Genomic DNA, 24,062 nt, shown 5'->3' on the forward strand with positions numbered 1-24,062 from the left:
CCCGGTGGGTTTCGATCTGATCGCCCGTCGCAGTAGCCTTCTGCGCGCAATCGGGCTCGCGGCAGTTGCGCTGCTTTTCACTTTGACGGCAGCCGATGCCGAGCGCCGTACAGCGCTGGTACTTGGCAACTCCCAATATCTGCACGCCCCGGCACTCGCCAATCCGGTGCGCGACGCCAAAGCCATCGCCGAAAGCCTGAAAGATCTTGGTTTTGAAGTCGTTTCCGGCTTCGATCTGACCAAGTTGCAGACCCAGACGACAATAGCGCAGTTCGCAAAGCAGGTGCGCGGGGCGGACATCGCGCTTTTCTTCTATGCGGGCCATGGCTTGCAGGTTTCAGGCAGCAACTATCTTCTTCCGATCGATGCCGCCCTGGAGGACGAGACTTCGCTCGACTTCGAGGCGGTGCCTGTCGATTTCGTTCTGCGACAGATGTCTCGCGAGACCAGCATAAGGCTTATTTTCCTCGACGCCTGTCGCGACAATCCTCTAGCCGAGGTGCTGGCAAAGACCGCCGGCGTCAGGGGAGCAAAAAGCGGCCTTGCGGAAATCTCGATCGAGAATGGCGGTGCCGGTACGCTTGTCGCGTTCGCCACCAGTCCAAATCAGGTCGCCTACGACGGATCCGGCAAACATTCGCCGTTCACCTCGGCGTTGCTTGCGCACATTGGCGAGACAAATGTGTCCATCACTGAGGCGATGAACCGTGTTACCGCCGATGTGTTCAAGGCAACCGCTAGCAAGCAGCGCCCCTGGAGCAACGTCTCGCTGACCACCGAGGTCGTCCTGCACAAGGTTGATCTCAACGCACCGCTGATCGTCGGTGAGGCGGGCGTTCCCGGACCGCAAGGCGACTCGGATACGCGCAATGCCACTGCTAATCCGTCGAGCTCCGCCAATGACGCCCAACTCGCACTCAATGTGCTCCGTCAGAAAATCCCAAAACTCGCCTCTGACGACCCGATCTTTTTCGACGTTCCGATCGATTTCGGCGACCCCGAAATCGATGGGAAGAGTATTGCGGAGCTCATAAAAGGCGAGCCACGCTTCAGTCCGGTGGAGGGCCTCGACAATTCGGTATGGCAGGGCAAGCACTGCGACGGCTGCCATGAGTGGAACGAGACCCGACTGTGTGATCAGGCGAAGAATTTCGCCGCCAACGATGTCTCCGTTCTGCGCTTGCAGCATCCGCTTGGGACACGCTTCAAGGTGGCGCTCGCCAAATGGGCTCAAGGGGGTTGCAAGTAGGCGGGACGGAGGGCGTCCTCCAGTTCTGTGGGTGCCGGTCGTGTGGGCGAGTGCCCCTAAGATGCATCCGTTGACTGGTGGAGGGCCTCGATCTCGGCCATCTGGATACCGATTTCGACGAACGCCGACAGCACCGAGAAACGGTCCACGAGCGCCACGCGTGCCAGACCGGCCAGAATTCCGGCATTGATTGCATAGGCAGCAGGAGAATGCTGCAAATCCAGTGCCGGCATCGCGGCCACGGCTGACCGATCTTCACGCGATCCCGCAGCTAGGATAATCCAGCCGACCGGGGTTGTTGGCGATTTTGCCGCGGCGGCTCTGACGTCTGTTCGATGGCGGGGGCTGTCGGGTTCGCTCACCCAGTCGCGGACAAGACCGAGCAACCGGTGATCGGTCTCATCGAAGAGGTCGCTCAGATGGCTTAGGCATTCGTGGGCCCACCAGACTGCGGCCCGCTCGGGAAGCAGGTAGGCGCAAAATGTAATCGCTTCCTCAGGAATGCGCCCGGCGAGGAGGTCGCGGCAAAACGCGATCGAGTGCTGTTCGGTCGGAGGAGTGCGCATGTCCCTGGTGATAGCGGGACAAGCTGCGAAAAGATCCCGTGCCGTTTTGAATCGGAGCCCATGGGCCATGAACGCCGCGCTTTCATCGAGGAACTTTGGCCACTCAAGCCTCAGGCACGGCGCGGGTCAAGTCTCAAGCCGTGCCACGGCCAAAACAGTCGCGATGATCGCACCTCCAACGTTTGGCCACAGACAATTGCGCTGGAATTTGATATGTTCGCGGTCGATCAAAATCGGATACTCAAACAGGAGGAGCGCTATGCAGTGGAGTCGTTCAGCCTTTGTGTTGGCGGTCGTGTTTTTCTCGAACCATGCTTCCGCCGATCCGGCTCGGAAATCAGAAGACATCGTGAAGTTTTTTGCCGGCGCAGCCGATCTTGGCAAATCTCGAGGAATTTGTGTCGGTTCCGAAGAGGAGTGCAACAAGAGCAACACCAATGGGCAGCAGGAAGGCAGATCCAACCTCGACATGCTGATCAATTTCGGGCTGGATTCGGCCCAACTCGACGCAACCGCGCGCGCTGAGCTCGAAGAGTTCGCCAAGGCTTTGAAAGACAACCGGCTGAGCACGTTCAACTTCGTCGTCGAAGGCTACACCGATGCGACGGGCACGCTGCGCTACAACGAAGGTCTGTCACAACGAAGAGCGAAATCGGTGGCAGCTTTCCTGACGGCCAGCGGTGTCGAGGCCGCGCGCATCAACGCCGTCGGCATGGGCGAGAAGAACCCTCGCAACGCCAACCCGTACGATCCTGCCAACCGCCGCGTGGAAATGCGGATAAAAACGCAATAACCGTCGAAACTGCGCGGCAAACCGAGGGGGAACCCTTCTGCGCAAGAAACTCATGCCAGACCTGACGCTCAGAGCGTATTTGGGATCGAGCCCATGAGAGCAGTGATGGCCTGTTTGTATTTTTCGAACTCCGGCGACGTCTGACGGATTTCGGTGGTCGTTGTCTGTGACCCGGCGTCGGTTGCCAGATGAGTCAGCTTCTGGCCCATTTTTCTTTCGGCCCAGTCCACCACGTAGCTGGCTGTCTTGCCGGTGAGGAACGGGTTGGCCTGGATGACGGCCGACCCCAGGACAGCGCTCAGCTGCGCCGAACCTGATGCCGACAGAACCTGATGCGCGCCTTCCATTCCAAGGAAATGACAGAGATAGAGCCGGCCGGCCGTGATTTGGTGGCCGCGCTGGCGCAGGTAGGCCTCGCCTTCGCGCGCCAGGTTGCGCACCATCTCTCGCGAGATCGTGGCGTCGTAGCGCAGGGCGAGTAGGTCGTCGGTCGACAGCGTGCGTGCAAGCTCCGGGCGGTAGGTATTCATCATCCTGATCCAGGTCTTGGTTATGAACTGGCCGGCGCCCGTCGCGGAAGAATTAGGATTCTTGGCGCGAGCACTACCGCCACTTTCGACGTGAACGATGCGCTCGGTGAGCGTTTCGACCGCGGAATCGTTCGATGCGACCGCGGTAACCGTGCCCAAGGGGTCGATCGCCTCGCCGTTTTGGTAAAGCTCGAAATGCAGGTGAGGGCCGGTCGATAATCCGGTGGTGCCGATATAGCCGATGACGTCGCCTGCCTTGACCTTGGTGCCGACGCCGGCTTCGATTGCAAATTTCTGCATGTGCGCATAACGCGTCTCGCGACCGTTTTTGTGCAAGATCTTGACCAGATTGCCGTAGCTTCCCCCATCGCCCTGGAAGGTGATCTCGCCATCGAAGGCGGCTGCGATCGGCGTGCCGACGGGTGCCGCCCAATCGACGCCCTTATGGATGCGCACGGTCCCCAGAATGGGGTGCTTTCGTGGTCCGAAGGTGGAGGTCATGACGCCATTCACCGGCGTGACCATGCCGTTGGTGACTGTCAGCGAGCGTACCTGATCGTCACCTGTAACACACGCAAACTGGCCGTCGCTTTGCTGGAAGACAAAACAGTCGAGGCTTTTCTCGCTCCCCTGCACGCCCACATACAGAACCCGTCCCGCGCCCTCGTCCTTGCCCCTGGGCGTCTGTGAATAGATCATCACCAGACGCTGGTCCTCGCTTGCAAAGGCGTCCAGATCCTGTCCTCTCGAAAGATACATGATCGCCTCGCCGATCACGCCGGTTGGAACATTGTTGCGGGCTGCCGTCGAATAGATGGCGTCGAGCAGACGATACTGTCGTTTATGCGTACCTTCTTCCTGTGCGCCCGAATAGTTGAACAGATCTTCGCGAACCCAGGGATCAACACCCGACACGAAGGCGCCCGCGCCGTTGCGCGTCAGCGTGCCGACGAACAGGTTCTTGGCGTAGATCGAAACCTGCATCAGGGACATTGCGCTCGTGTCGCGCGTCGGCCTGAACCCTCGCATCGCAACGACGTAACCCGCTGCCAGGCCGTCCCGGTGGAAAAGCGCGCTCAGGGCCTCGCCTGCCAGCTTGGCATCCTGCGCGGAGAAGTGCGCATCCAACGCTACGCTGTCCAGACTGCGATCATTGAGAACCTTTACGAACGTGTCTTCGGTCGCCGCGAATCGCTGGTACTCATTGGTGACGGCTACGACGCTCGTGTTGTTCTCGATCTCGGTCTTCTGGAATGCCGGCAGGGCTGCATCGCCTGCATCGATCGTCTCACCCCATCCGGCTTCGGGATCGTCGCTGTCGGCTTTCTGACCGGAAGCCGCTTCAAGTTCCCTGGCGGGAGGCGAGGGTTGAAGATCGTTCTCCAGATCGCCCGATGGCGCGGCAGCGGTTTTTCGTTGCGCTTGGAAGAATGCGAAATCCTCCTGCGTCGACGGTATCGTCGTCATGAATTTTTCGCTGGCGCTCAGCATGACGTCTGACAGGACTTCGAGCTGGGGAGAAACGTCGGCCTGATCGAGTTCTGCCGGACGCGGGACCACTCGGCCTTTGGTTGCGGCGCCGGCATCTGGCGCAAGGGTGATCCACATCGGGTCCCCCGCCAGATCGATCAGCGCTGGCACGTAGACGGATGCGTCGGCCGGCACATCGTCCGCCCCCTCGACCGCATGCAACTCCTCGTCTTCGTCGCCGAATGACCAATAGTCCGCGGTCAGGTAAAAACCGGCGGCCACGCAAAGCAGCACAGCCGAGGTCAAACCCACCATCAATCTACGACATAGCGTGCGCCTGCGAAGGGCGGCGCGCGCCTGCTTCTTCTGTCTGAAGCTCGTGTCGATATGGTGTGTCACGGATTGCTTGCGGTCAGGAAGAAGGTCCACCGCACCTGTTCGAGGGTGTCGACTTCCAGAAACCGGGCGGTGATGTGGCCGCGCTGCCAGCATTCGTCACTGCCGCGGATCGAGAAACGTCGCCGTTCGATGCACATTTCGGTCAATCCGGCGAGGATGGCATGACCAAACACGTCAGTTGCATAGATGTAGACGTAGCGGTTGGTCAGTTCCTCCCGGATAACGTTCACGCATTGGTTTGCGCCGATGGTCCACCATCCATCGGTCTGGTCCGCATTGTCGACCTTCTGGCCGACGGCGAGATTGACGACATCGAGTGTCTGATTGCAGACCGTGAACTCGGCTCGCGCTTGGCTGGACAACAGCAGGGCGAGGGGAGCGCCCAAAATGATCGCGAGTTTCATGCGCGCCCTCGGGGCAGATAGGGCTGGAACCGGACCTGCTGCTTTTCGGGCAGGGCAGACCAAGTGGTCAAACACCAGCGGCGGCGTTCCATGCTAGGCCCACGCTATCCGCCGAGCCGGAAATACTTGGCAGTGGCTGAGAACCGAGATCCGTCGGTCTCGACTTCCTCGATGATTTTGGGCAACAGCGCCGAAGCTGGCGTGGGATCGGAGAAGGCAGCCGACTGAATGTCGCGAGGGCCCGTGATCACCAGTATTATCTGCGGCACGGACTTTCCAGCAGCCTTATCGGCCGCGCCGAGACCAATCGGGATCCTGAAGGTCGCCTTGTCCGACCCGGTGACGATGCGGTCGTCGAGATTGAACACCATGCCTTTGTGGTCGATCAGCAGAACGCTGGAGATGAGTCCTCTGCGCGTTACCAATGTACCGCTAATCGGCGTACCGTTCGGCACGGATGTTCGGTCGAGAACAAGCTGCGGCTGGTCGGCCGCGGTCTGTCCCAGAAAGCGCAGAAAATTGGTTACCTCGCATTGGCTTGGCTCAATGAGGCGGACGCTGATGTCTGGCTCGACATGGAATTTTGCCTGGAAATCGCCGAGCATGCGTTCGAATGGCTGGACGGCCGTGCCAAATCCTTCGATTGCCGCGGCCTTGTCGGTAGCAGATGTGACGGCGGCATAGAAACAGTCGCCGCCGCCGAAGGCGCGAACCCAGGCGACGCGTTGAGCGATATCGTCGACCGCCGGGGGGATCGCTGGTTTGGGCACGTTCAACGCTACAACGCGTTGGTTCGGCTGCTTGCCTGTCGGCAACGCAGAAATCTGGCTGTTGGCGTTGGCATCCACCGCTGGACCTGCATTCGATTTCAGTTCCGGGATTGGGGCCGCCGGCGGGCTGGCCCGTGGTTCGGGCTTTTTGGTCTCGACAACCTCCGTCTCAGCCGGCGGCGGAGTTTGGACCGTTTCGGCTTCTGGCGGGGTTGGAGCGGTCGTAGCGGGCGAAGTCGGCTTTTGCCTATCGCCGGCCGTCGTGTCGGGCTGGATTGCCGGCGATGCCCTTTCGGGCGGCGGCGCGTTCGTCGCGATTGGCTTCGGCGGCGCCTCGGTTCGTAGAGGTATGTCGACGGGCTTGGCCGACGGCAGTCTTTGAGCTGCCACAGCATGTGGCTTATCCTCGGCGGGCGGTGTGCCGGCCTGCGTTTCCGGCTGCGCCGGCGGAACAACCTTTGGCGGCTCGGGCGCGTTCGCCGCATTCTGCGTAGCGGCGGGCTGTGACGTTTGGGGCGCGGGCTTTGCTGGCTCTGCCGCGGAAAGCGACGTCTTGCCGACAGTCGGCGTCGCAGGCGTCATGACGCCGCCCAGATAAAGGCCGCCTCCAGAGGCCACGGCTAGCGCCGCCAAGGCACAGAGCGCGATCGTTCGGGTCCTTGTGGATTTGCCAGGCGCCTCGGCTGTGGCGGTACGTGCAGCGCCGAGGGGGGCCGGGCGCGGCGGTCCAGACAAATGCGCGGGCCGCACATGCTGGACGAAGCGCGGCCTACCTGAACCCGTCGCGTCTGCGTCGTCGTGCCGCTCGACCTCATTCTTGCTGGCTGGAGCAGCGGCTTGCCCTATCGGCGGCAAACCCGGCCGAGCGCGGGGCGCGAGGGAAGTCGGCGGGATTGTCTCCTCGTTGTCGTCACGTGTCATCCTGGCGATTTCGGCCATGCTGACGGGCCGGTCTCGCGGATCCGGTTGAAGCATGGCTTCGACAATGCCGCGAAAATCGTCATCGATATCGGAGAGATTAGGCACGGTCCGGCGCTTTTCGATGACTTCGAACTGCGAGCCGCTCATATCGACCGGCTTGCCGCGCAAGGCGGCAACCAATACCAGCCCAAGGCTGTAGATGTCGGACTGCTCTCTGACGTCGCCGCTGTAGAGCCCGAGTTGTTCGGGCGAAACATAGTTGTACTTTCCCGCGAACCTTCCGCCTATCAGGGTCTCTCCGCCCACCGTCGCCGAGCGTGCGATGCCGAAATCGATGATCTTCGCACGGTCAACCCGGTCCCCCGGCAGAATAATGTTATCCGGCGAGAGGTCGCGGTGTATTGCTCCGGCCTGGTGCACGGCGCTTAGACCGGAAGCGAGGCGATGGCACAGCTTTCGTACCTCTCCCGTCGGCATCGCCCCACGTCGCATGATGTCGAACAACGACGCTCCGTCGACGAATTCCATGGCGAGGTAGGGACGACCGATCCCCGGATCGATCGTGAAGACGTGATAACGCACCACCGCGTCATGCGACAGGTGGTTCAGGATAGTTGCCTCTTTGCGAAACAGGGACAAGATCGTTTGGTCGCGCGCGAATTCCGGCAAAACGATCTTGATCGCGACATGGTCGCCGGTCTGGATGTTGTGGCCCCGGTAGACTTCGCCCATGCCCCCGAATGCGATCCGCTCGTCAAGTTCGTAGATACCGCTCAGTTGCGTGCCCACGGCAGTGTTGGCCGCGCCTGGCGATATCCGCGTCTTGTCGTCGGCGCTCATCAGCCCCGCCCCCGCGCTTTGTACGCAGCTGGACGGGGCGACTGGCTATCGTATCCGCCCGCGACCCTGACAAGCACGATGGTCACATTGTCTGTTCCGCCACGCGCCAGAACCGTTTCCAGCAGGTTTTCACACGCCGACTGAGGTGTCGCGGACACTGTCGCAGCCTCGATCTCGGCATCGGTGACATGCGCCGTCAGGCCATCGGTGCTCAGCACAAAGATGTCCCCCGGCAGGATTTCACCTTGCTGGAAATCGATGACAATCTCGTCGCTGACGCCGACTGCCTGCGTGATGACATTGCGGCGCGGCCAGGTGAGCGCTTCGGCTTCGGTGAGCATGCCTTTATCGATGAGTTCCTGAACCTCGGTATGGTCCTTCGATATTTGCGAGATCGAGGCCTCGCGGATCAGATAGACGCGGCTGTCACCAGCCCAGAGGCAGGCGAACCGCCCGTCTATGGCAAGCAGGGCGGCAAAAGTTGAGCCGATCGTTATCCCGCGAGACTGGGAGATGCGGCGGATCTCGGCATTAGCCCTGCTCAGCCTGTCTTCGAAGCGCGCCCGAAGATCCGGTGCGGAGCTGGCAATCCCGATCGTTGCCAGATGATTGACGATACTGGCCGAAGCGACTTCTCCGGCGTCGTGACCACCCATCCCGTCGGCGACCAACCACAGGCCAGCCTGGGGCTCGACCAGGTAGTTGTCTTCATTGAGCTCCCGCACACAGCCTCTGTGGCTCACGCCGAAGCTTTCAATGGGAAGGGCGACATTGTTCAATTTGCCACCAAACGCTTCACCCAGCGTCCTCCGCGACGCGCCTTCGGGCGCGTTCGTGCCACTTTGCCACAGGCTCAAACATTAAAGTATCGAAAACTAAAATATGTGTGTGCCTGGTTTTGCGCTTCTGCGGCTTACTGCCCAGGATCATCTCAATCTCAGAACGCCTTGGGACAGGTGAATCCGGAAAGAGCAGGGAGCAGGAAGGGGTTGGTGCCGGACCCTGTCTGGATCGTGTAGGTCACGTCGCGCCCGCCGATCACGAAACGGGCCTGCATGCTGCCCTCGTTGCCCGTGATAGCCGCCTTGTTCAGAAGCCGCTTCAAGGCCCACGGCCCTTCGAAGGTGATGGCGGACTGGCGACCCGGCATTTCTGGCGTCAGGCTGAGGCTCGCGGATGGGATAGCCGTACCGGTAGGCCACGTCACCGTGCTCGGCCCATTTCCGGTTTGGTTGCTCTGAACGGTCTGGCCATCGATATCGAGTACGGCCATGTCGGCATCGCCATGCAGCGAGAAGGGTGTGAATGTGACGCTGACGGAGGGTACTGAAGCGCCCGATGGAAAAAAGGCAATGCGGATTTCCGCAGCCAACTGGAAGTCCTTCAAGGTCGATTTCGACAAGTTGCGTCCAAAGCGCGTATCCTGTTTCCAACGCCAGTCCTGGCCGGTCATGTCGATCAGCGAGGCCAGATTTTGTGCAAAGAACCGGTCCATCAGTCCGCCTGGGGCGAACAGCTTCGCGAAATCGGCCATGGCGACGTCCTCGGTGCTGCTCCCGTCGAAGGGGTAACGGCCGTTGATCGCTGCCTCGCAGGGGGCTGTGACCGTCTGGTCGAGTATCTGGTTCAAGTTTGTCACCGAGGTTTCGGCGACGTTACCTTCGAACTCATCTGCCGTCGTGTTGACCATCCGGCCAAGTTGCTTGGGCAGACGCGAGACATTGGCGCGAAGGGTGGCAATCTGTAGCTGCAGATTACCGTTGAGCCGCTCCACCTGCGAAGGAACTTCGGTGGCCAGTCGCAGGCTTTGATAGATGTCGCTGAAGTTCTGGGTTAGTGCGTCGATCGGGCGATGTCCGGCGGGCCCGTTCACCAGGACCTGGAATGATTTGAATCGCGCTTCAATGTTCGCGCCCGGATTCAAGTTCTGTACGTCAGCGGGCTGTGCGCCGGCGCGGATTTGCGATTTGCCGTTGGCTATGTGTATGCCGATACGGGCTAAGCCCTTGGCTAATTCTGCGGCGCTGCGTTGCTGGTTTTGAGCCGCGGATTCTGTCTCGGCGCCAGGACCGTCACCTGGGTCCCGTGTCAGCGCCGTCTCGTTGGCGATCGCCGAAAACAGCCGCTTTATCGGCGAATTGGGGGAGGCAGCGGCTGAAAGCGCGGTGTAGTGCGGCTTGTCTGTCAGCATCGCCTTGAATTTCAACTGGTCGAGAACGCTGTTCCACGCGACGGCGAACGCCTTGCCGTAGCGATCGAGAAGTTCGGGGCCGAGCCTGAGCAATTGCTGATCGATGTCGCCTTGCTCTCCGCCACCACCGAGAACCCACTGCTCGTCGACGAGCATCTGCGCAATGCGCGAGAGTTGGGCAAGGTAGAACCTGTTGAAGCCGGAACTGGTGTAGAGACCGGGAACACGAAGGTCCGCCAGCTCGCTGCCATCGATACGTTCGAACAGCAGTTGGGCTTCGGGACCACCTTGCTGGGAAACGGAGAAGTCATCCAGCGCCGCCGCGTAGATCGCCGACTTGATCAAAGCGGTCGCTCGATCGGCAAGGCTCATGCGCTCGAGAGAGCGTTGTGCGGCTTCAACAAGGGGCTGGTTCAGTTCGAAAACGGGGTCATAGGCGTCGTCCAAGGCGAGCATGGCGCGCAGGTGCTTTTCGAGGTGCGCTCGTCCCTCGCGGTTGTTTTCGCCCGGGTATCGGTTCTGTTCCCAATCTTGCTTCATCCAGGAAACGATCAGCGCGTCATCGACCTTCGGCGCCTTGCCACCAAGCATGAGGTAGATTTTCAACGGCTCGTAGAGTGCGGCGGGATCGCCCATCTTGGCTTGGATCGTTCGCTCGGCCTGGATCAGCAGGCGCGAGCGCAACATGCGTTCCAGGCCTTTCCGATAAGCGGTCCGGGACGCGGAAAGAAGTCTTTCCCGCTGACTGAGGCCGAACGTCTCCCCGATCGGTGTCGCTAGCTCAGCGGCTTCGAACCCGGCCGGCAGGTCGCGCAACTGGTCGAGCGGGCCGATGACGTTTTCAAGGTCCACATCGGTAACCGTGGCCGCCTTGAGCAGCGTTTCCGCCGTCGCGCGATACTGGCCCATAGCAACCATTGCGGACGCGATCAGCGAGCGGTTGGCCGCGAAGCTCAGAGCGAGCGTACCGAGTGCGGCAGCAGCGATCAGCGCTATCGTACCGAGGCCGCCAAATCTGGCCACCGCCGCCCGCCTCGCAGCTGATTTGTCATACGAAACCCATCCCGATTCGGCAAAAATGACGTCCGTCAGCAGATCATGCAAAAAGAAGCTTTTGCCGGTTCCGGAAAGATGCGGGCGGGAATTGCCCCCGAAATTGCGGCCGATTGCGCCCAGCACCTGATCGATGGGCGTTCCCTCTTGCGTGCCTGACGAAAAATAGAGTCCACGCAGGCTGGCGTTCACCTGGCTGCGGGACGGGTCGAATAGACCGGCGACAAAACTGGTTATGCGCCCCCTCAGCGCGCCGAACTGAGCCGGAAAGCCGAAGATGGAGATGCGCGTGACCGGATCAGCCTCTTCCTGGAGGCGGTCGGCCATCTCGTCCGCCAGTCGTTCCGCCAGCCCATCGAGTTCGGCAGGAGCCGCGGCGGCCATGTTCCTATCGCGCTCCGCCGTCTGGAATGTCGTGCCCCATACCTTGCGTCTGCGCGCCTCGTCGAAACCGCCGAAATAATCCGTGAACCCTGAAACCAGATCGGCCTTGGTGAAAAGCAGATAGACGGGAAACTGGATCTTCAGCGTCTCGTGAATTTCTCTCAGGCGGCTGCGTATCTCGACGATGTGGGCATCAAGCTGCTGATCATCGAAGCTCATCACATCGGCAAGGCTGATGGCCAGGATGACGCCGTTTATCGGTTGTCTGGTGCGGTACCTCTTGAGCAGTGACAGGAATGCGAGCCAGCTCTTCTTGTCAATCTCGGGATTGGAGTCCTGCGTCGTATAACGACCTGCGGTGTCGATCAGCACGGCCTGATCGGTAAACCACCAGTCGCAGGCACGTGTTCCGCCAACACCGGCCACCGGTTGGGCGTCCCCCGAACCGGCAAGCGGAAAATTCAGGCCTGAATTGACCAGAGCCGTCGTCTTGCCGGCACCCGGCGGGCCGATGACAACGTACCAGGGGATCTCATAGAGAAAGTTGCGCTTGCCGCTCGACCGTTTGAGCGCCGCCACGGCCTCATTCATCCGCGCTTCGAGCACCCGAGAACCGTCATCGCGGTCGTCATTGTGCGCAACGACGGCTTCAAGCGCTTTTTGCGCCTTCCTCGCTTTCCAGAAACGCAGCGCGTAAAAAAGCGCCAGCAGCGCGAGGATCACACCAATGATCGTCGCGCGCAGCCACCCAGGTCCGAGCGGCCGGGTGTCGGCGAAGCGGATCAATGGCCCGGCAAACCACAGTGCCGCGGCGAAGCCGGCCAGCGCGATCACGCTGAATATCCGCAACAGCCAACGCGTCATGGGTGGTTCCAGCGGGCCGTGCTCACAGTGTTTCCTCCCTGGGGATCATCACATCGACACGGCGGTTCTTGGCGCGGCCATCCGGTGTCGCATTGTCGGCGATTGGCTCGTCCTCGCCCTTACCCTCGACCGTCAGTCGCGAGGGATCGGTGAATTTCACTGCCATCAACACTTCGACTGCCTTCGCCCGGGCGACGGAAAGGTCGAAGTTGGATTTGAACGCGCTCGACTTTCGTGGTTTCACATTGTCCGTGTGGCCGACGATCCGGATTGGTCCAGGCTCGTGTTCCAGAGCCGCGGCGATGTCGGTGGCAATGGGCTGGAATTCCGGCCTCGCCTCGGCCCTGCCGGACCGGAACAGCAGGAGATTGTTGATCTCCACGACGATGAAGTCGCCCTTGGTGCCGATGGTCAGCCCGCCGCCTTCGAGATCCTTGGCCAATGCCGCACGAATACGATCAATCTGCGCGGTGGCCGCTGGTGGGGTGACTTTCGCCGGCTCAGCCAACGGCGCCACGCTGGCGCGTTCTATGACGACTGGTGTTGATGGGTCGAGCGCCAGCAATTCACCCGCGACCGCCTCGCCTTCATTGGTGATGAAGACCCGCAATGCGAAGAACGCCGCTGTCAGCAACGCGGTCGCCGCTGCCGCGACGACCCAAAGCGGCAGGCGGGCGGAGGACTGCGCCATCGTCGCCGCTAGGCCCTGCCAATGCGGCGAGATGTCTCCACCGGAACGCGGCCTGAAATAGCGAAGCGTCTCGTAGACGTCGCGACGAACGCGTTCGAGATTGTTGTCTTGTCGCGTCACGCCTCGATACTGGCCTTCGAAACCCAGCGACAGGCAGGCATGCATCAGTTCGAGCAGATCGTAGTGTTTTTCGGGACTGGCCAGGATCTTGTTCAGCGCTTCGTAGAAGCCGGTGCCGGTGGGCTCGAGGTGAAAGAATTGCCGCAGCATCCCGTGTGGCGCCCAGGCGTCAGTCCTGGGCCACGGCAGGTTACCGATGAGATCGTCGGCGGTTTCGCAGAGGGCGAATTTCGCAATCCGGGCATCCTCTTCGGCAACGCCTGACTTCTTAACTATCCGGTCGAATTTCTCAATCGCCTCCGTGACATGTTGCGCCAATGGCGCCGCCTGTCTTTCAACGGGCAAGAGCCTGAACTGTCCGAGCAGCATCAGCAAAGGTGCCGCCGCGGCGAGAATGGGGTTTGCCGCGGCGTATTTGATGCCGCTCCCGGCGTTGAATAGGCTTTCCTGCTCGATGCCTGTCCTCGGCGCAGTCCCAGCAGAGCCTGTCGGCGCACCAACATCGCCGGGGCCACCTTGATAAATCACGGTTCCGGATGCCCAGCCTGGCGACCACCCGCCGCCTGGATCGAACACCGTCGAATCCTTGATTGGAGAGGACTGGCCTCTGTCCGCGACGGGCAGCTCGGGAATTAGCGTCGATTTTTGCTTGCTCCGCGGATTTGCGCGAATGACCGTCTTGCCCGCCGGGCCGAAGGGGTCGTCCTTCGAACTCATCGCAGATCGTCCGTGCAGGCGGGGCGCCGGCGATGAGGTGAGATGGGCGCAGAACGGTTTCCGGCCAGGTAAAGGAAAGGCAGCCGCTGCCGGCCGTGGCAATGGCTAGAAGATGCTATCACGCAGTGACATGACATTTGCCGCAGACCCTCAGCTCAATGAGTCTTACCCGCTTGGCGAACTGTCTTATGCGATCGTAATCTCAGAAATCGTCGATTGGAACCGGACGCCGGGCGTCAGCGAGACTTTTCTTCGCCGACTGCCGTGCCATGCATTTTTGGCCATATGCTTTTTGGCCATACGTTTCCCGGGGCCGTGCCTTCCTGGGACCTCCTATTTCTGCTTGCCGGCCTTGGCGTAGGCCTCGCTGAAATAGGCCAGGAATATATCAAGCATGCCGTTTTCATGTGCCTCCTCCATGGTCCGCCATGTCGCGACATAGACGTCCCAGGCTTGGCTCTTCTTCTTCGTAAACGAGGTAGGCGGGAGTTTCCTGCCGATCGCCTCGGGCGACAGGTCGTCAAGCAGCCGGGAGAGCGCGGTTTGCATCGCGGTATAAGTGGCAAACTCGTGAGTCTTGAGATCGCGGAATGCATCTTCGATGCTGCGCCTGGCATCAAGATAGCCGGTCCTGCGCCGGGCGAACATGATTTCCAGGATGTCGTCGGTTCCTGGAACGAACTTCATCGGATTGTTGTCGGCGGCGCTGATCATCGTTCGCTGTGTGCTTTTGGCCAACATTTTCGCGGCCGCGCGTGCTTTCAGCAGCAGGGTCAGCTCCTCGACCACGTCCCGCAAGACCGCGCCGATTTCGGCGGCAACTTCATGGGGGTCGCGCGATTGAAGCAATTCCGGCGAAATGCCGGCTGCGATCGCGATCTCCCGCAGCACCTCGTCCCTGGTTGAGGGAAGGGCAGGCGACGAGAATGTCGGCGCGGAAATGCGCTGTGCGGACCGTTGCTGCGCGGGCTCGAAGAAAGGCCCATCTCCGAATTCCAGCGGCCGGCCTGTCGCGACCGGCGTTTCCCGCTGTGTCGAATCGCGGCTGGGGTGGTCTGCCGTGGCGCGCTCTTCTTCGACCGATACCAAGACGACATAGCGGCCGATCAGCATCCGGTCGCCATCGACCAACCGATGCGGGCCGCTCATGCGCTGGCTCGATCCATTGATGAAGGTCCCGTTGCGCGAGATGTCGTGCAGCCAGAACGCGCCCGCCTCGTATCGAACCTCGCAGTGCCGACCCGAGATGAACTTGTCGGGGTCGGGCAAGGTCCAGTCACAAGCATCGCGCCCGATTTCGAAGCCGCTATCACGCGCCACGTAGCTGGTCGAGGTGCCAGCGAGCAGGGCGTCGACATTGTTGATCCGCAGACTGATGTACATCCAAGATCGCCGTCGATCGTTGATCGATACTCCAACATTCTAGCAGCTTGCAGGCAAAACAGGACAGCGGCGTTTCAAGCCGACGAGAAGGCGGGTAAGATTCTGTCGCCCGCCTGTCCTCTTTGGTCAGCGGGAAAACATGTGGTAGGCTAAACATGGCCTGGCGTGGCGGATTTGGAAAGTTCCTGAACGTAACACCGCTAATGACACCGTTGATATAGCGGGAACTTCAAATCCATCACATTGGCGGCCGCGTCCAGGAGGGGGCTCGACCCATGCCGAATGAACGTGCCACCGTTGTCCGCACACCGGTTGGCTCCGACTTGCTGACCTTCACGCATCTTGTCGGACGCGATGAGATCAGCCGTTGCTTTGCCTACACGGTCGGGTTCGTGAGCAAAGACTCCGATATCGACCCGTTGAAGATGCTGGGCGGGCCTGTCTCGATCGAAGGTGAATCCGATCCAAAGCGCTGGCTCAGTGGAATCGTGTCGGAGTTTCGGCTCACCCGCATGGAGGACCGGCTAGCCTACTACGAGGCCGTCATGAGGCCGTGGCTCTGGTTTCTCGGCAACACCACAGATTGCTATATTTTCCAGAACAAGAGCGTCGTCGATATCGTCAAGGATGTCTTCAAGAAATACGGTATTTCCGAATTCGATCTACGCCTGCAAGGGTCCTATCCGGCGCGTGAATACTGCGTGCAATACGACGAGACCGATCTGGACTTTGTGCAGCGGCTGCTGGAGCACGAAGGTATCTTCTATTTCTTCGAGCACGATGACGGCAAGCATACGCTTGTCCTGGCCGATGCGATGAGCAAGCTGAAGCCTGCGCCGGGCTACGAGAAAGTGCTCTATAACTTTGAAGGTCAGGGCTCCCGGCGCGACGTCGAATACATCACCGAATGGATACCGGGCAGCTCGGTGCGCCCAGGCGCCTATGCCCACACCGATTATGATTTCAAGAAGCCGGGCGCCGACCTCATGGCCAAGTCGGCCCAGCCGTTCAGTCACAAACTGTCCGCGGGTGAGAACTACCGCCAGCCGGGCGCGCATCTCGAAGTAAGCCGGGGCGACAGCCTGGCTTCGATCCGGCGCGAGGAGATCCAGGCCTTGCACCAGCGCATCGCCGCGGCCGGCACCGTGCGCGGCTTGTATTCCGGCTGCACGTTCAAGCTGGACGGTTTTCCGCGCGAAGACCAGAACCAGGAATATCTGGTGGTCAGCGCCGAATACAGGCTGTTTGACCCCGGCTATAGAGCCCAGGCCGACGTCGAAAGCGAGAGTTTCAAAGTGGTCCTCGGTGTGGCGCCGACAGCCTTGCCCTATCGCCCGCCGCGGACCACGCCACGACCGATCATGCGCGGCCCGCAGACGGCGACGGTGGTCGGTCCATCCGGCGAGGAGATATTCACCGACAAATATGCGCGGGTGAAGGTCCAGTTTCATTGGGACCGCGTCGGCAAGAAGGACCAGAACAGTTCCTGTTTCGTACGGGTGTCGCAGAGTTGGGCCGGCAGTGGCTGGGGGTTCATCCAGATACCGCGCATCGGCCAGGAGGTCATCGTCGACTTCATCGAAGGCGACCCGGACCTGCCGATCATCACCGGCCGGGTCTACAATGCCTCGCAGATGCCGCCCTACGGCCTGCCTGGCAACGCCACACAATCGGGCTGGAAGTCGGATTCTTCCAAAGGCGGTGGCGGCTACAACGAACTGATGTTCGAGGATAAGGCCGGCTCCGAACTGGTCAATTTCCAGGCGCAGAAGGATCACAACCTTCTGATCAAGCATGACCGCACAAAGCTGGTCCAGCACGATCAGTCCGACCGCATTGACCACGACGCCAAACACTCCGTCGGCCACAACCTCGACGAGGACGTCGGCAACAACAAGACGGTCAAGATCGGCGTCGACCAGACCACCAACATCGGCTCGAACGACACCGAGACAGTGGGCGCCAACCGCTCGCTGACAGTCATGGCCAACGAAACCATCCATGTCGTGTCGAACTCGACGGAAAACATCGACGCCAATCATTCTCAGACAGTGGGGATTGTACAGACGGTGAGTGTCGGCGCTGCGCGTGTCGATACAGTCGGAGCATCGGAGACCAGAAGCGTCGGCGGGCCGCAGACCAACACGATCGGCGCGACACGGTCTGTGACGGTTGGGGCAGCGCAGGACCACAGCATAGGTGCGAGCGACAGCTGGACGATTGCGGCGGCGCAAACCGTCAATGTTGGCGCCGATCAAAGCGTCACCGTCGGTAGCGCACAGACTTTCAGCGTCGGCGCGGCGCGCAGCGCCAGCATCGCGGCCGATGATTCCACGAGCGTTGGAGGGGCGCATTCACTGAGCGTCGCAAAGGATAGTGCGATCAGCATTAGCGGGAATAGCTCGATCAAGGTAGGCAAGAAGCTGGTGATAGACGCAGGGGACGAGATCCTGATCCAGACTGGATCGGCAAAGATCATGATGAAGAAAGACGGCACGATCGCAATCGAAGGCAAGGACATTTCGGTCAAGGGGTCGGGCAAGATCAGCATCAAGGCGTCGAGCGACATCACGATGAAGGGCTCGAAGATTGCGGAGAATTAAGGGGCAGCGATGAGTGACGTTCGCGAACGCATTGATGGTGTGGTGATCGGCATCTTTCTCGGTTTCGACGATGCCGCGTCGCCGCTGGTGGTGTTCCCCGGCAACCCGGAAGAGACAGCCTTGCCCGCGCGCAGCCTGACCGGACTGACGTCCGATATGGTCGGCTCGGAGGTGGCTTTGCTCTTTCAGGAGGGCGACCCCATCAAACCGCTGATCGTCGGCCGCATCGTAGAGCCGGCGCGCAAGACCGCCGCGCCGCAGGTCGTGCGCGACGGCGAGCGCATTCGCATCATTGGGGAAGAGCGCATCGAACTACGCTGCGGCAAGGCGACGATCCTCATGGAAAAAGATGGCCGCATTACCATTCGGGGCACCTATGTCACCAGCCAGGCGAGCGCCGCCAATCGCATCCGCGGCGGCTCGATCGATCTCAACTGATGTTGGCGGCAACCGGAAAGAAACCAGAAGGCGCGCCGGAGCAGCGGCGAATAGTACCGGATGTCGTCAGGCAGCACGCCGAGCAGGTCGCATTCTTCTGGGCGCAGCGCGACACGCTTATGGAGGATGATCCGCCGGATCTTCATGTGGTCGCCGGCGTCGACCGGCGCTTGGAAGCCAACCTGGATGGTCTGCGTATCGCCGGACCGGCCGCTTGGCCGTTTGTAGTGGCGGCGTATGAGGATTTCCCAGAAAAGGGCGAATTGTTCCTCTATGGATGGATGGCGATCGAGCAGAACGACGACCGCCGCGTGGCCGAGGCGGTCGAGTTCGGCCGCCAAAGCCAGGACGACGCTCGTGGATTAGTCGGTGCGTTGGCGTGGCACAAGCCTGTAACCATCGCCTCACTGGTGCGGGACTGGATCGGGGCGCCGGATGCTTTCAAGCGATTTCTCGGCATCTCGGCCTGCCTCGGGCATGGCGTCGACCCGAAGCAGATGCTGGCAAGACTTGTGCGCGATCCGGATACGCGCGTTCGGGCTACCAGCCTGCGGCTTGCCGGCAAATTGAAGCGCGCCGATCTGGCTCACGAGTTGCGGAACGCGCTCTCCGATCGGGAGGAGCCCCCGCGTTTCTGGGCGGCTTGGTCGCTGACGGAACTCGGCGAGGGCGATATCGCCAGCCCTGAACTCCGGAAGGTCGCAGCCGGTGGCGGACCCGACGCGCTGGCCGCGCTCCGCGCGGTCGTCAAGGCCGGACCGGAACAGGACGTCCGCGCCTGGATGGGCGGGCTGCTGAAGAACTCCGAAACCGCCGCCATCGCCGTGCGCGGATCAGGCATGCTCGGCGACCGGACCGTCCTGTGCTGGTTGATCCGCCAGATGCGTACCCCGGCGCTTTCGGTGGCGGCTGGTGCCGCGCTTTTAGAGCTTCTCCCCGAGGCGCGCGAAGCGGATCTGTTCACGACCGAACCAAGCCATGTCGGGCCGGCCTTCGAAGAGCATTTTGGAGATGATGTTGCGCGCGTGCCGTTCGCGGACAAAGTGAAGGCGTGGGGGGCCAAGCTAAGGCCGGTTTGACTTGGATCTCAGCGCCAGCCGGCAGGATCGATGAAACGCCTGATCCAGTTCATCGTGTTGGGGTCAACAAAAAAGTCGGTGTAAAAATCCGGATGATCCTGAATGAAGGCCGGCTCAAGGATGCGGGAAGTCTGGAAATATTCTTTCGGAATGCTGCCCGGCCGATTGACGTCTCCAACAACAGGCTGCGATCCGATTACCACGACGGACCCATAGTGATGATCGGTAAGATCGAGACGGCTCTTTTGGGAGTATTCCTTCAGCCGCTGCGACAGTTCGGGGTGTAAGTCGAGTGCGCCCCCTAGCATTGTAATCCAACTGACCGTCTTTAGTCCGGGCGAGCGTGCCGTCAACGTCGCCTCGAGATCTTCGACATCGATGCCCCAGAATCGCCGGGCCAGATAATAGATCTCTTCAAACGCAACCGCCTTGTATGTCGGGTTGTAAGCGAACGTCAGCCCCCCGTGGCCTGACTTGAGTCGAACCCGGGCAGCGATATCGCGTGAAGCCTCGACCATCCTCTCGACGTCGAAGCCGACGGGGAACAGAAAGCGCGCGCAACTCATAACCTCACGATCGCGGAAATGCACTCCGTACAGGGAGAGACTGTAGCTTCCAGCCGGATCTTCGATTCCGCGCCCGTCCCATAGCCTGAGTTCGAACCCGCGCCCCTCGCGTATGCGCTTCCGCGCCGGCTCCAGGTAGGGGAGCCAGCGACCTGCCGCCATCGCGACCTTCACGCTGGCTGTCGTTTCCGGTTGATCCGTGCTCCTCCAGTCCGCGAGCTCGGCGAGCTTGTACATACGCACTGATCCCTTAGGCACAAGGGAAAGAAACACCGCAACAAGATGATCGAGTTCCGCGACGCTAGGCCCTGTCAGGTAAACAGTTAGGTCGAGCAAAACCTTGCAAATCGCTGGCTCAACGCCATCGTGGTAAAAGGATTTCTGCAGTGGTGGCGGAAGCTGAACGATCGATCAATCCTCCTCGCGACCATTGCGTTTCTCGTCGATTGATGACTCCGTCACCTCTATTCTATATGTCAAGTACTCTTCAAACGTCTTAAACGTCGCATTTATTTTCATGTACTCATATTCGATAAAGACTGGATCTCCGTTCGGGTCTTCCCTGTTCGGAACGAGAACAATGAAATAGGGAAGCCCGTCGCCGGCCACGACCAGCAAATGATCTGATTTGAACGGGTCATCGTCGTCCGATTCCCAAATGCTCGTCCAACTTTCAATGATATCCGCTTCCCACGGAGTGCCATGATCCTCTGTGGACAGGATCTTTCCCGCGCCTTCGAACCTTGACCATCCATTGTAGTTGGACAGAAACGTCCGAAAGTCCGCCGGCAACTGACGCCCCAGAATACTTTCTGTTTTCGCTATCTGCTCCTCGCTTGCCGGTTCGCCGCGTTTTCCAGGATACTCCCTGTCAACCGCCAACAGGTAGTATTCACGCATTAGTTCGAGCAGACGGTCTGCCAGCGAAATGATGTTTGAATTCTTGCTCATCGCCTTTAACTCCCTCCGGCACAGCAGTCTGGTGCCACGCCCGTATGCGAGTTGTCCATCTCTTTGAGTTGTGAGCCCATGCTTCGGTTTGGACCCCTCGACATTACTCTCAAATTGGCGCTCGAAGTCGGATGGCCACCGATCTGCAGATCGACTGAGTGATCGATATCGATACCGACCATGTCATTGTTAACCTTGTCCATAACCTCCTTTTTGCATTTTTTTGTAAGTCCGTCATGCGGGACCGCCTTCGCCTTCCCACTTTTGATGTCGTCCCTTAGGTCTTCAATGGTTACAAGTGAATCCAGCCGCGCCGTAGCGCGCTGTGCGTCTGTCCGTCTTCTGACGCCCGCCGATGAGCGTTGTGGCGCCTCCGCGTTTCGAGTCCTTGCGCACTCTTCATTTATCGCTTTGCACTTCGCGCAAATCTCCATCTTTTCGCATGTGGTGTATTTCGTGTCGCTGCTCTTAGGCGCATCCTTGCACTCGATCTTCAGCGCATTGTCTCCAGCATTGCCGACTGCGAACATCGGGTCGACATTGCCGGCCAAGTCCACTGTGTTTTTGTCGTTGTGAAACTTCTTATCAGTGTGGCGGCAGGCATTCTTCCCGTCCATCTTTACGTCGAACGAGTAGGTGATCCAGTCAGTGGCCTTCTTGAACACGTTGGATTTGACTCCGCCCACTGTGCCGGGCTCGTCACCTGAACTCATCCCATATTGCGAGCCCTTGACCGCAATCATCTTGCCGCCTTTGGCGAGAACCGTCGTCGTGCCGTCTTTCAGCGTCCCCTGATTGGCGATGTTCGGGTAGGGCAGCGGGATCGGGCCGCCTGGGCTCGGTGTTTTACAGACGTCTGGAATGGTCGCGATGGAAAGGCCGATCGTTCCCTTGTAGGTTAGCCCCAGCCCGTTGACGACGATATGGCTGGGCATCAGCTCGACCTTCTCGGTCCGCCGAGCAGCACTGCCGCCCGGGCGCCATTCTCGGAACTCGCCCAGAGCAGAGACAGCGGCCCCTTCTGATATCCTCGCGCCTCGGCCTCCGTGACAAGACTGACGAACAATGGTCCCGAAGCGGCGCCGACATCGCCCCAGCAATCGGCCGGCGTTTCGAAATCGGCCGCATCTTTGAAACGTCCGGAATTGCGCAGCACGGCGAACCCGTACTCATTGCCACGATAGCGTTCGCCGTTCATGTCGCAGATTATCCGGTCGACCGGATCGATAGGCGCCTCCTCGAACAGGAAACGGAACGCCGCGCCAAGCCCTTCGCCAAGCACGACTGTTTCGGTTTTGATCCTGTTTTCCTCGCCAGCCGTCGATGTCGCGACAATCTCAAGCAGCGGCTGCAGCCCATAGGCTCTTGCCGTGCCGATCGTGCAAAGCAGGCAGAACCCAGCCGCCTCGCCAGGGCAAAAGCCATAAATGTTGTTCTCGGAATGCAGCTGTTCGTTTTCGTCCAGCCACTCCAGAGTTTCCGGCTCCAGATAGGTGTCGACGCCGCCAGCCAGGCAGAATTTCGCCCTCCCGTCCCGCAGCAATTTGCAGGCGTGGTAGATGGCAAGCAGCCCGCCCGCATGGCCGCCGGCCGTCGATCCGCCACCCTCCAGGACGATATGCTCGGCCAGCTGCTTTCGCAGCTTCGCATTTACCTCCGCCGCGAAGCCCTCCGGCTGACCCGGGCGAGGCTCGCCCGTGGAGAGGGTGAGCGCAACCGAGGCCTGCTGCGTCGATCCGAGCAACGGCCGCAGGGCGTCCAATGCAGAGGGAACCGCGATCTCGACCGCGCGCGCGGTACCGACAAGGCTCGTATCGACGCCGGCGTCACGCGTAACCTTCATCCGCTCGCCGAAACGATCGATCATGTACGGATGGTCCTGAATGGCCGAGATGCCGGCGCGCACCGCCGCCGCACTGGACGTCGCATCGAAGCCGAGCGGCGTGCGTGCCCCTACGCCGACAACGACGATGGTGCCGCTCCTTGCCATCATTCGACGTCTTCCGACAGCCACACACCCGTCGCGGTCACGGACCGGGAAACGCCCGTGCGCGCTCTGACTTCGATGGTGGTCATCTTCAGCCGCTCCTCGTCATAAGGCACCGGCAGGGTCGACATCCAGGTGATCGAGAACTGCCTGAGATCGGGCTTGATGCGTAGCGTGTGAATGACGGCTTCGCCGTTTTTGCGATCCGGGCGGTTGTAGAACTCGGTGGTCATGTCGAAGGTGATGCGCGGTAGCAGAAACTGCAGGAAGCCATTCCCGGTGAAGTTACCTAGCCGCACATCTTCATAGCCGATGAGCGGTGTCCTGGTCTGCTGGTCCTCCGGGGCGCACTGGTAATACATGCGGCTGAAATCGCGGGGCAGAAGCGGGTCGCGCGTTTTCTCCCACTCGTCACCATAAGTGCCGGCATACTTTATGCGCGGCTGCCAGTGTCGTGCCACTGGCCCAAAACCTGCCGGTCTACCGCTTCTGTGGTCGCGATAGGGAGCATCTGGATACTCAAAGTTGGGTCCGGTCTTGCTGATCAGCCGCTGTGGATCGACAGCAAAGCCGGTGCCGACCGGATTGCGCTGGTCCCAGTTCGGCGTCGATGCTTCCATATCCGTGCCGCCGTAGGTCCGGCGCCAGCTGATAGGCATTTTCGTGAATGGTTCCGCCCGGCTCATCCGCACCGACACCGCGCCCGGCATGAACACACGGTCGCCCACGACATTGACGGTCTTGTCCACGTCGCCGATTTTTATGCGCGCCGCGCTCTCAATGGCTGGACGCCCGCCGGGCGTATAGACGTGTCCTTCGACCAAAACGTCCGTATGCTTCTTCTCCAGATTGAGGTCCGTCTCGTCGAGAAGCTCGTTCGGATCCGCACCGTGAACGGGTGCCAGATTCACCGGCGTCTGATCCTTCAGGAGCCGCTGTTTGCCGTCAGGATCGATCTCGAACGACGCCTTGATCGCGATCAGCCAGACCTCATGTCCGCGCTCGTCACGCGTCCAGCTTTCCTGGGCGGCAAATGGCGTCTCGTTGGACAATATCCACATTTGAACCACGCATCCTTACGCGGTGGTGAAAC

At 60.5% G+C, this 24,062-nt stretch carries 18 protein-coding genes and 1 pseudogene; 5 read left to right on the top strand and 14 right to left on the bottom strand.

What is annotated here, in order from left to right; all coding sequences use genetic code 11:
- Positions 1 to 4 precede the first annotated feature (4 nt).
- Positions 5 to 1,249, top strand: coding sequence for a caspase domain-containing protein (locus FJ428_RS19120; RefSeq protein WP_140515089.1), 1,245 nt, complete (start codon positions 5 to 7; stop codon positions 1,247 to 1,249).
- A gap of 56 nt (positions 1,250 to 1,305) precedes the next feature.
- Here the strand turns inward: FJ428_RS19120 and FJ428_RS19125 are convergent, their stop codons facing one another.
- Positions 1,306 to 1,815: a hypothetical protein gene (locus FJ428_RS19125; protein ID WP_224519101.1), complete on the bottom strand. Its 510-nt coding sequence runs from the start codon at positions 1,813 to 1,815 to the stop codon at positions 1,306 to 1,308.
- 259 nt (positions 1,816 to 2,074) lie between these two features.
- Here FJ428_RS19125 and FJ428_RS19130 point away from each other — a divergent pair, with 259 nt between their 5' ends.
- Positions 2,075 to 2,608: an OmpA family protein gene (locus FJ428_RS19130; protein ID WP_140498307.1), complete on the top strand. Its 534-nt coding sequence runs from the start codon at positions 2,075 to 2,077 to the stop codon at positions 2,606 to 2,608.
- Between the two features lie 68 nt (positions 2,609 to 2,676).
- On the opposite strand, the gene FJ428_RS19135 is transcribed toward FJ428_RS19130, so the two are convergent.
- The 8 genes and pseudogenes from FJ428_RS19135 to FJ428_RS30955 all read right to left on the bottom strand — a co-directional run.
- On the bottom strand, positions 2,677 to 5,007 hold the full coding sequence (locus tag FJ428_RS19135; RefSeq protein WP_140685144.1) for a M23 family metallopeptidase: 2,331 nt from the start codon (positions 5,005 to 5,007) through the stop codon (positions 2,677 to 2,679).
- Positions 5,004 to 5,411, bottom strand: a complete 408-nt coding sequence (locus FJ428_RS19140) for a DUF1036 domain-containing protein (protein WP_181165311.1) — start codon at positions 5,409 to 5,411, stop codon at positions 5,004 to 5,006. The genes FJ428_RS19135 and FJ428_RS19140 overlap by 4 nt, the downstream gene beginning before the upstream one ends.
- Positions 5,412 to 5,515: 104 nt before the next feature.
- Positions 5,516 to 7,942, bottom strand: coding sequence for a serine/threonine-protein kinase (locus FJ428_RS19145; RefSeq protein WP_140685145.1), 2,427 nt, complete (start codon positions 7,940 to 7,942; stop codon positions 5,516 to 5,518).
- Positions 7,942 to 8,721: a protein phosphatase 2C domain-containing protein gene (locus tag FJ428_RS19150; protein WP_140685146.1), complete on the bottom strand. Its 780-nt coding sequence runs from the start codon at positions 8,719 to 8,721 to the stop codon at positions 7,942 to 7,944. The genes FJ428_RS19145 and FJ428_RS19150 overlap by 1 nt, the downstream gene beginning before the upstream one ends.
- Before the next feature lie 158 nt (positions 8,722 to 8,879).
- Complete coding sequence (gene tssM, locus FJ428_RS19155) at positions 8,880 to 12,434, bottom strand: type VI secretion system membrane subunit TssM (protein WP_140879953.1); 3,555 nt, start codon at positions 12,432 to 12,434, stop codon at positions 8,880 to 8,882.
- Between the two features lie 22 nt (positions 12,435 to 12,456).
- Positions 12,457 to 13,962 (bottom strand): type VI secretion system protein TssL, long form, encoded by a 1,506-nt coding sequence (gene tssL / locus FJ428_RS19160; protein ID WP_140879954.1) that lies wholly within the window; start codon positions 13,960 to 13,962, stop codon positions 12,457 to 12,459.
- Between the two features lie 333 nt (positions 13,963 to 14,295).
- On the bottom strand, positions 14,296 to 15,075 hold the full coding sequence (gene tagH / locus FJ428_RS19165) for a type VI secretion system-associated FHA domain protein TagH (RefSeq protein ID WP_318012495.1): 780 nt from the start codon (positions 15,073 to 15,075) through the stop codon (positions 14,296 to 14,298).
- Positions 15,076 to 15,345 (bottom strand): annotated as a pseudogene (locus tag FJ428_RS30955) (FHA domain-containing protein); the annotation flags it as partial.
- A 275-nt stretch (positions 15,346 to 15,620) separates the two neighbouring features.
- Here FJ428_RS30955 and tssI point away from each other — a divergent pair.
- The 3 genes from tssI (at position 15,621) to FJ428_RS19180 (ending at position 19,465) form a co-directional block, all read left to right on the top strand.
- A complete protein-coding gene (gene tssI, locus FJ428_RS19170) occupies positions 15,621 to 17,948 on the top strand; it encodes a type VI secretion system tip protein TssI/VgrG (RefSeq protein ID WP_140879955.1) in 2,328 nt (775 codons plus the stop codon).
- A 9-nt stretch (positions 17,949 to 17,957) separates the two neighbouring features.
- The gene (locus FJ428_RS19175) at positions 17,958 to 18,386 is read left to right on the top strand and encodes a DUF6484 domain-containing protein (protein ID WP_140498300.1); all 429 of its coding nucleotides are present in this window, start codon (positions 17,958 to 17,960) and stop codon (positions 18,384 to 18,386) included.
- A 119-nt stretch (positions 18,387 to 18,505) separates the two neighbouring features.
- On the top strand, positions 18,506 to 19,465 hold the full coding sequence (locus tag FJ428_RS19180; protein WP_246675784.1) for a HEAT repeat domain-containing protein: 960 nt from the start codon (positions 18,506 to 18,508) through the stop codon (positions 19,463 to 19,465).
- A gap of 8 nt (positions 19,466 to 19,473) precedes the next feature.
- Here FJ428_RS19180 and FJ428_RS19185 read toward each other — a convergent pair whose 3' ends face one another.
- From FJ428_RS19185 to FJ428_RS19205, 5 genes are all read right to left on the bottom strand, one after another.
- The gene (locus FJ428_RS19185; protein WP_140498298.1) at positions 19,474 to 20,268 is read right to left on the bottom strand and encodes a type VI immunity family protein; all 795 of its coding nucleotides are present in this window, start codon (positions 20,266 to 20,268) and stop codon (positions 19,474 to 19,476) included.
- A gap of 174 nt (positions 20,269 to 20,442) precedes the next feature.
- Positions 20,443 to 20,982 (bottom strand): SMI1/KNR4 family protein, encoded by a 540-nt coding sequence (locus FJ428_RS19190; RefSeq protein WP_140498297.1) that lies wholly within the window; start codon positions 20,980 to 20,982, stop codon positions 20,443 to 20,445.
- A 5-nt stretch (positions 20,983 to 20,987) separates the two neighbouring features.
- Entirely contained in the window at positions 20,988 to 21,917 is a 930-nt protein-coding gene (locus FJ428_RS30680) for a DUF4150 domain-containing protein (RefSeq protein ID WP_224519099.1), read from the bottom strand.
- On the bottom strand, positions 21,917 to 22,975 hold the full coding sequence (locus tag FJ428_RS19200; RefSeq protein ID WP_224519098.1) for a beta-ketoacyl synthase N-terminal-like domain-containing protein: 1,059 nt from the start codon (positions 22,973 to 22,975) through the stop codon (positions 21,917 to 21,919). Before FJ428_RS19200 ends, FJ428_RS30680 begins: the two co-directional genes overlap by 1 nt.
- The gene (locus tag FJ428_RS19205) at positions 22,972 to 24,030 is read right to left on the bottom strand and encodes a DUF2169 domain-containing protein (protein WP_140498296.1); all 1,059 of its coding nucleotides are present in this window, start codon (positions 24,028 to 24,030) and stop codon (positions 22,972 to 22,974) included. The genes FJ428_RS19200 and FJ428_RS19205 overlap by 4 nt, the downstream gene beginning before the upstream one ends.
- Positions 24,031 to 24,062: the final 32 nt, after the last annotated feature.

The sequence above is a fragment of the Mesorhizobium sp. B2-8-1 genome, assembly GCF_006440955.1.
Taxonomy (GTDB): domain Bacteria; phylum Pseudomonadota; class Alphaproteobacteria; order Rhizobiales; family Rhizobiaceae; genus Mesorhizobium.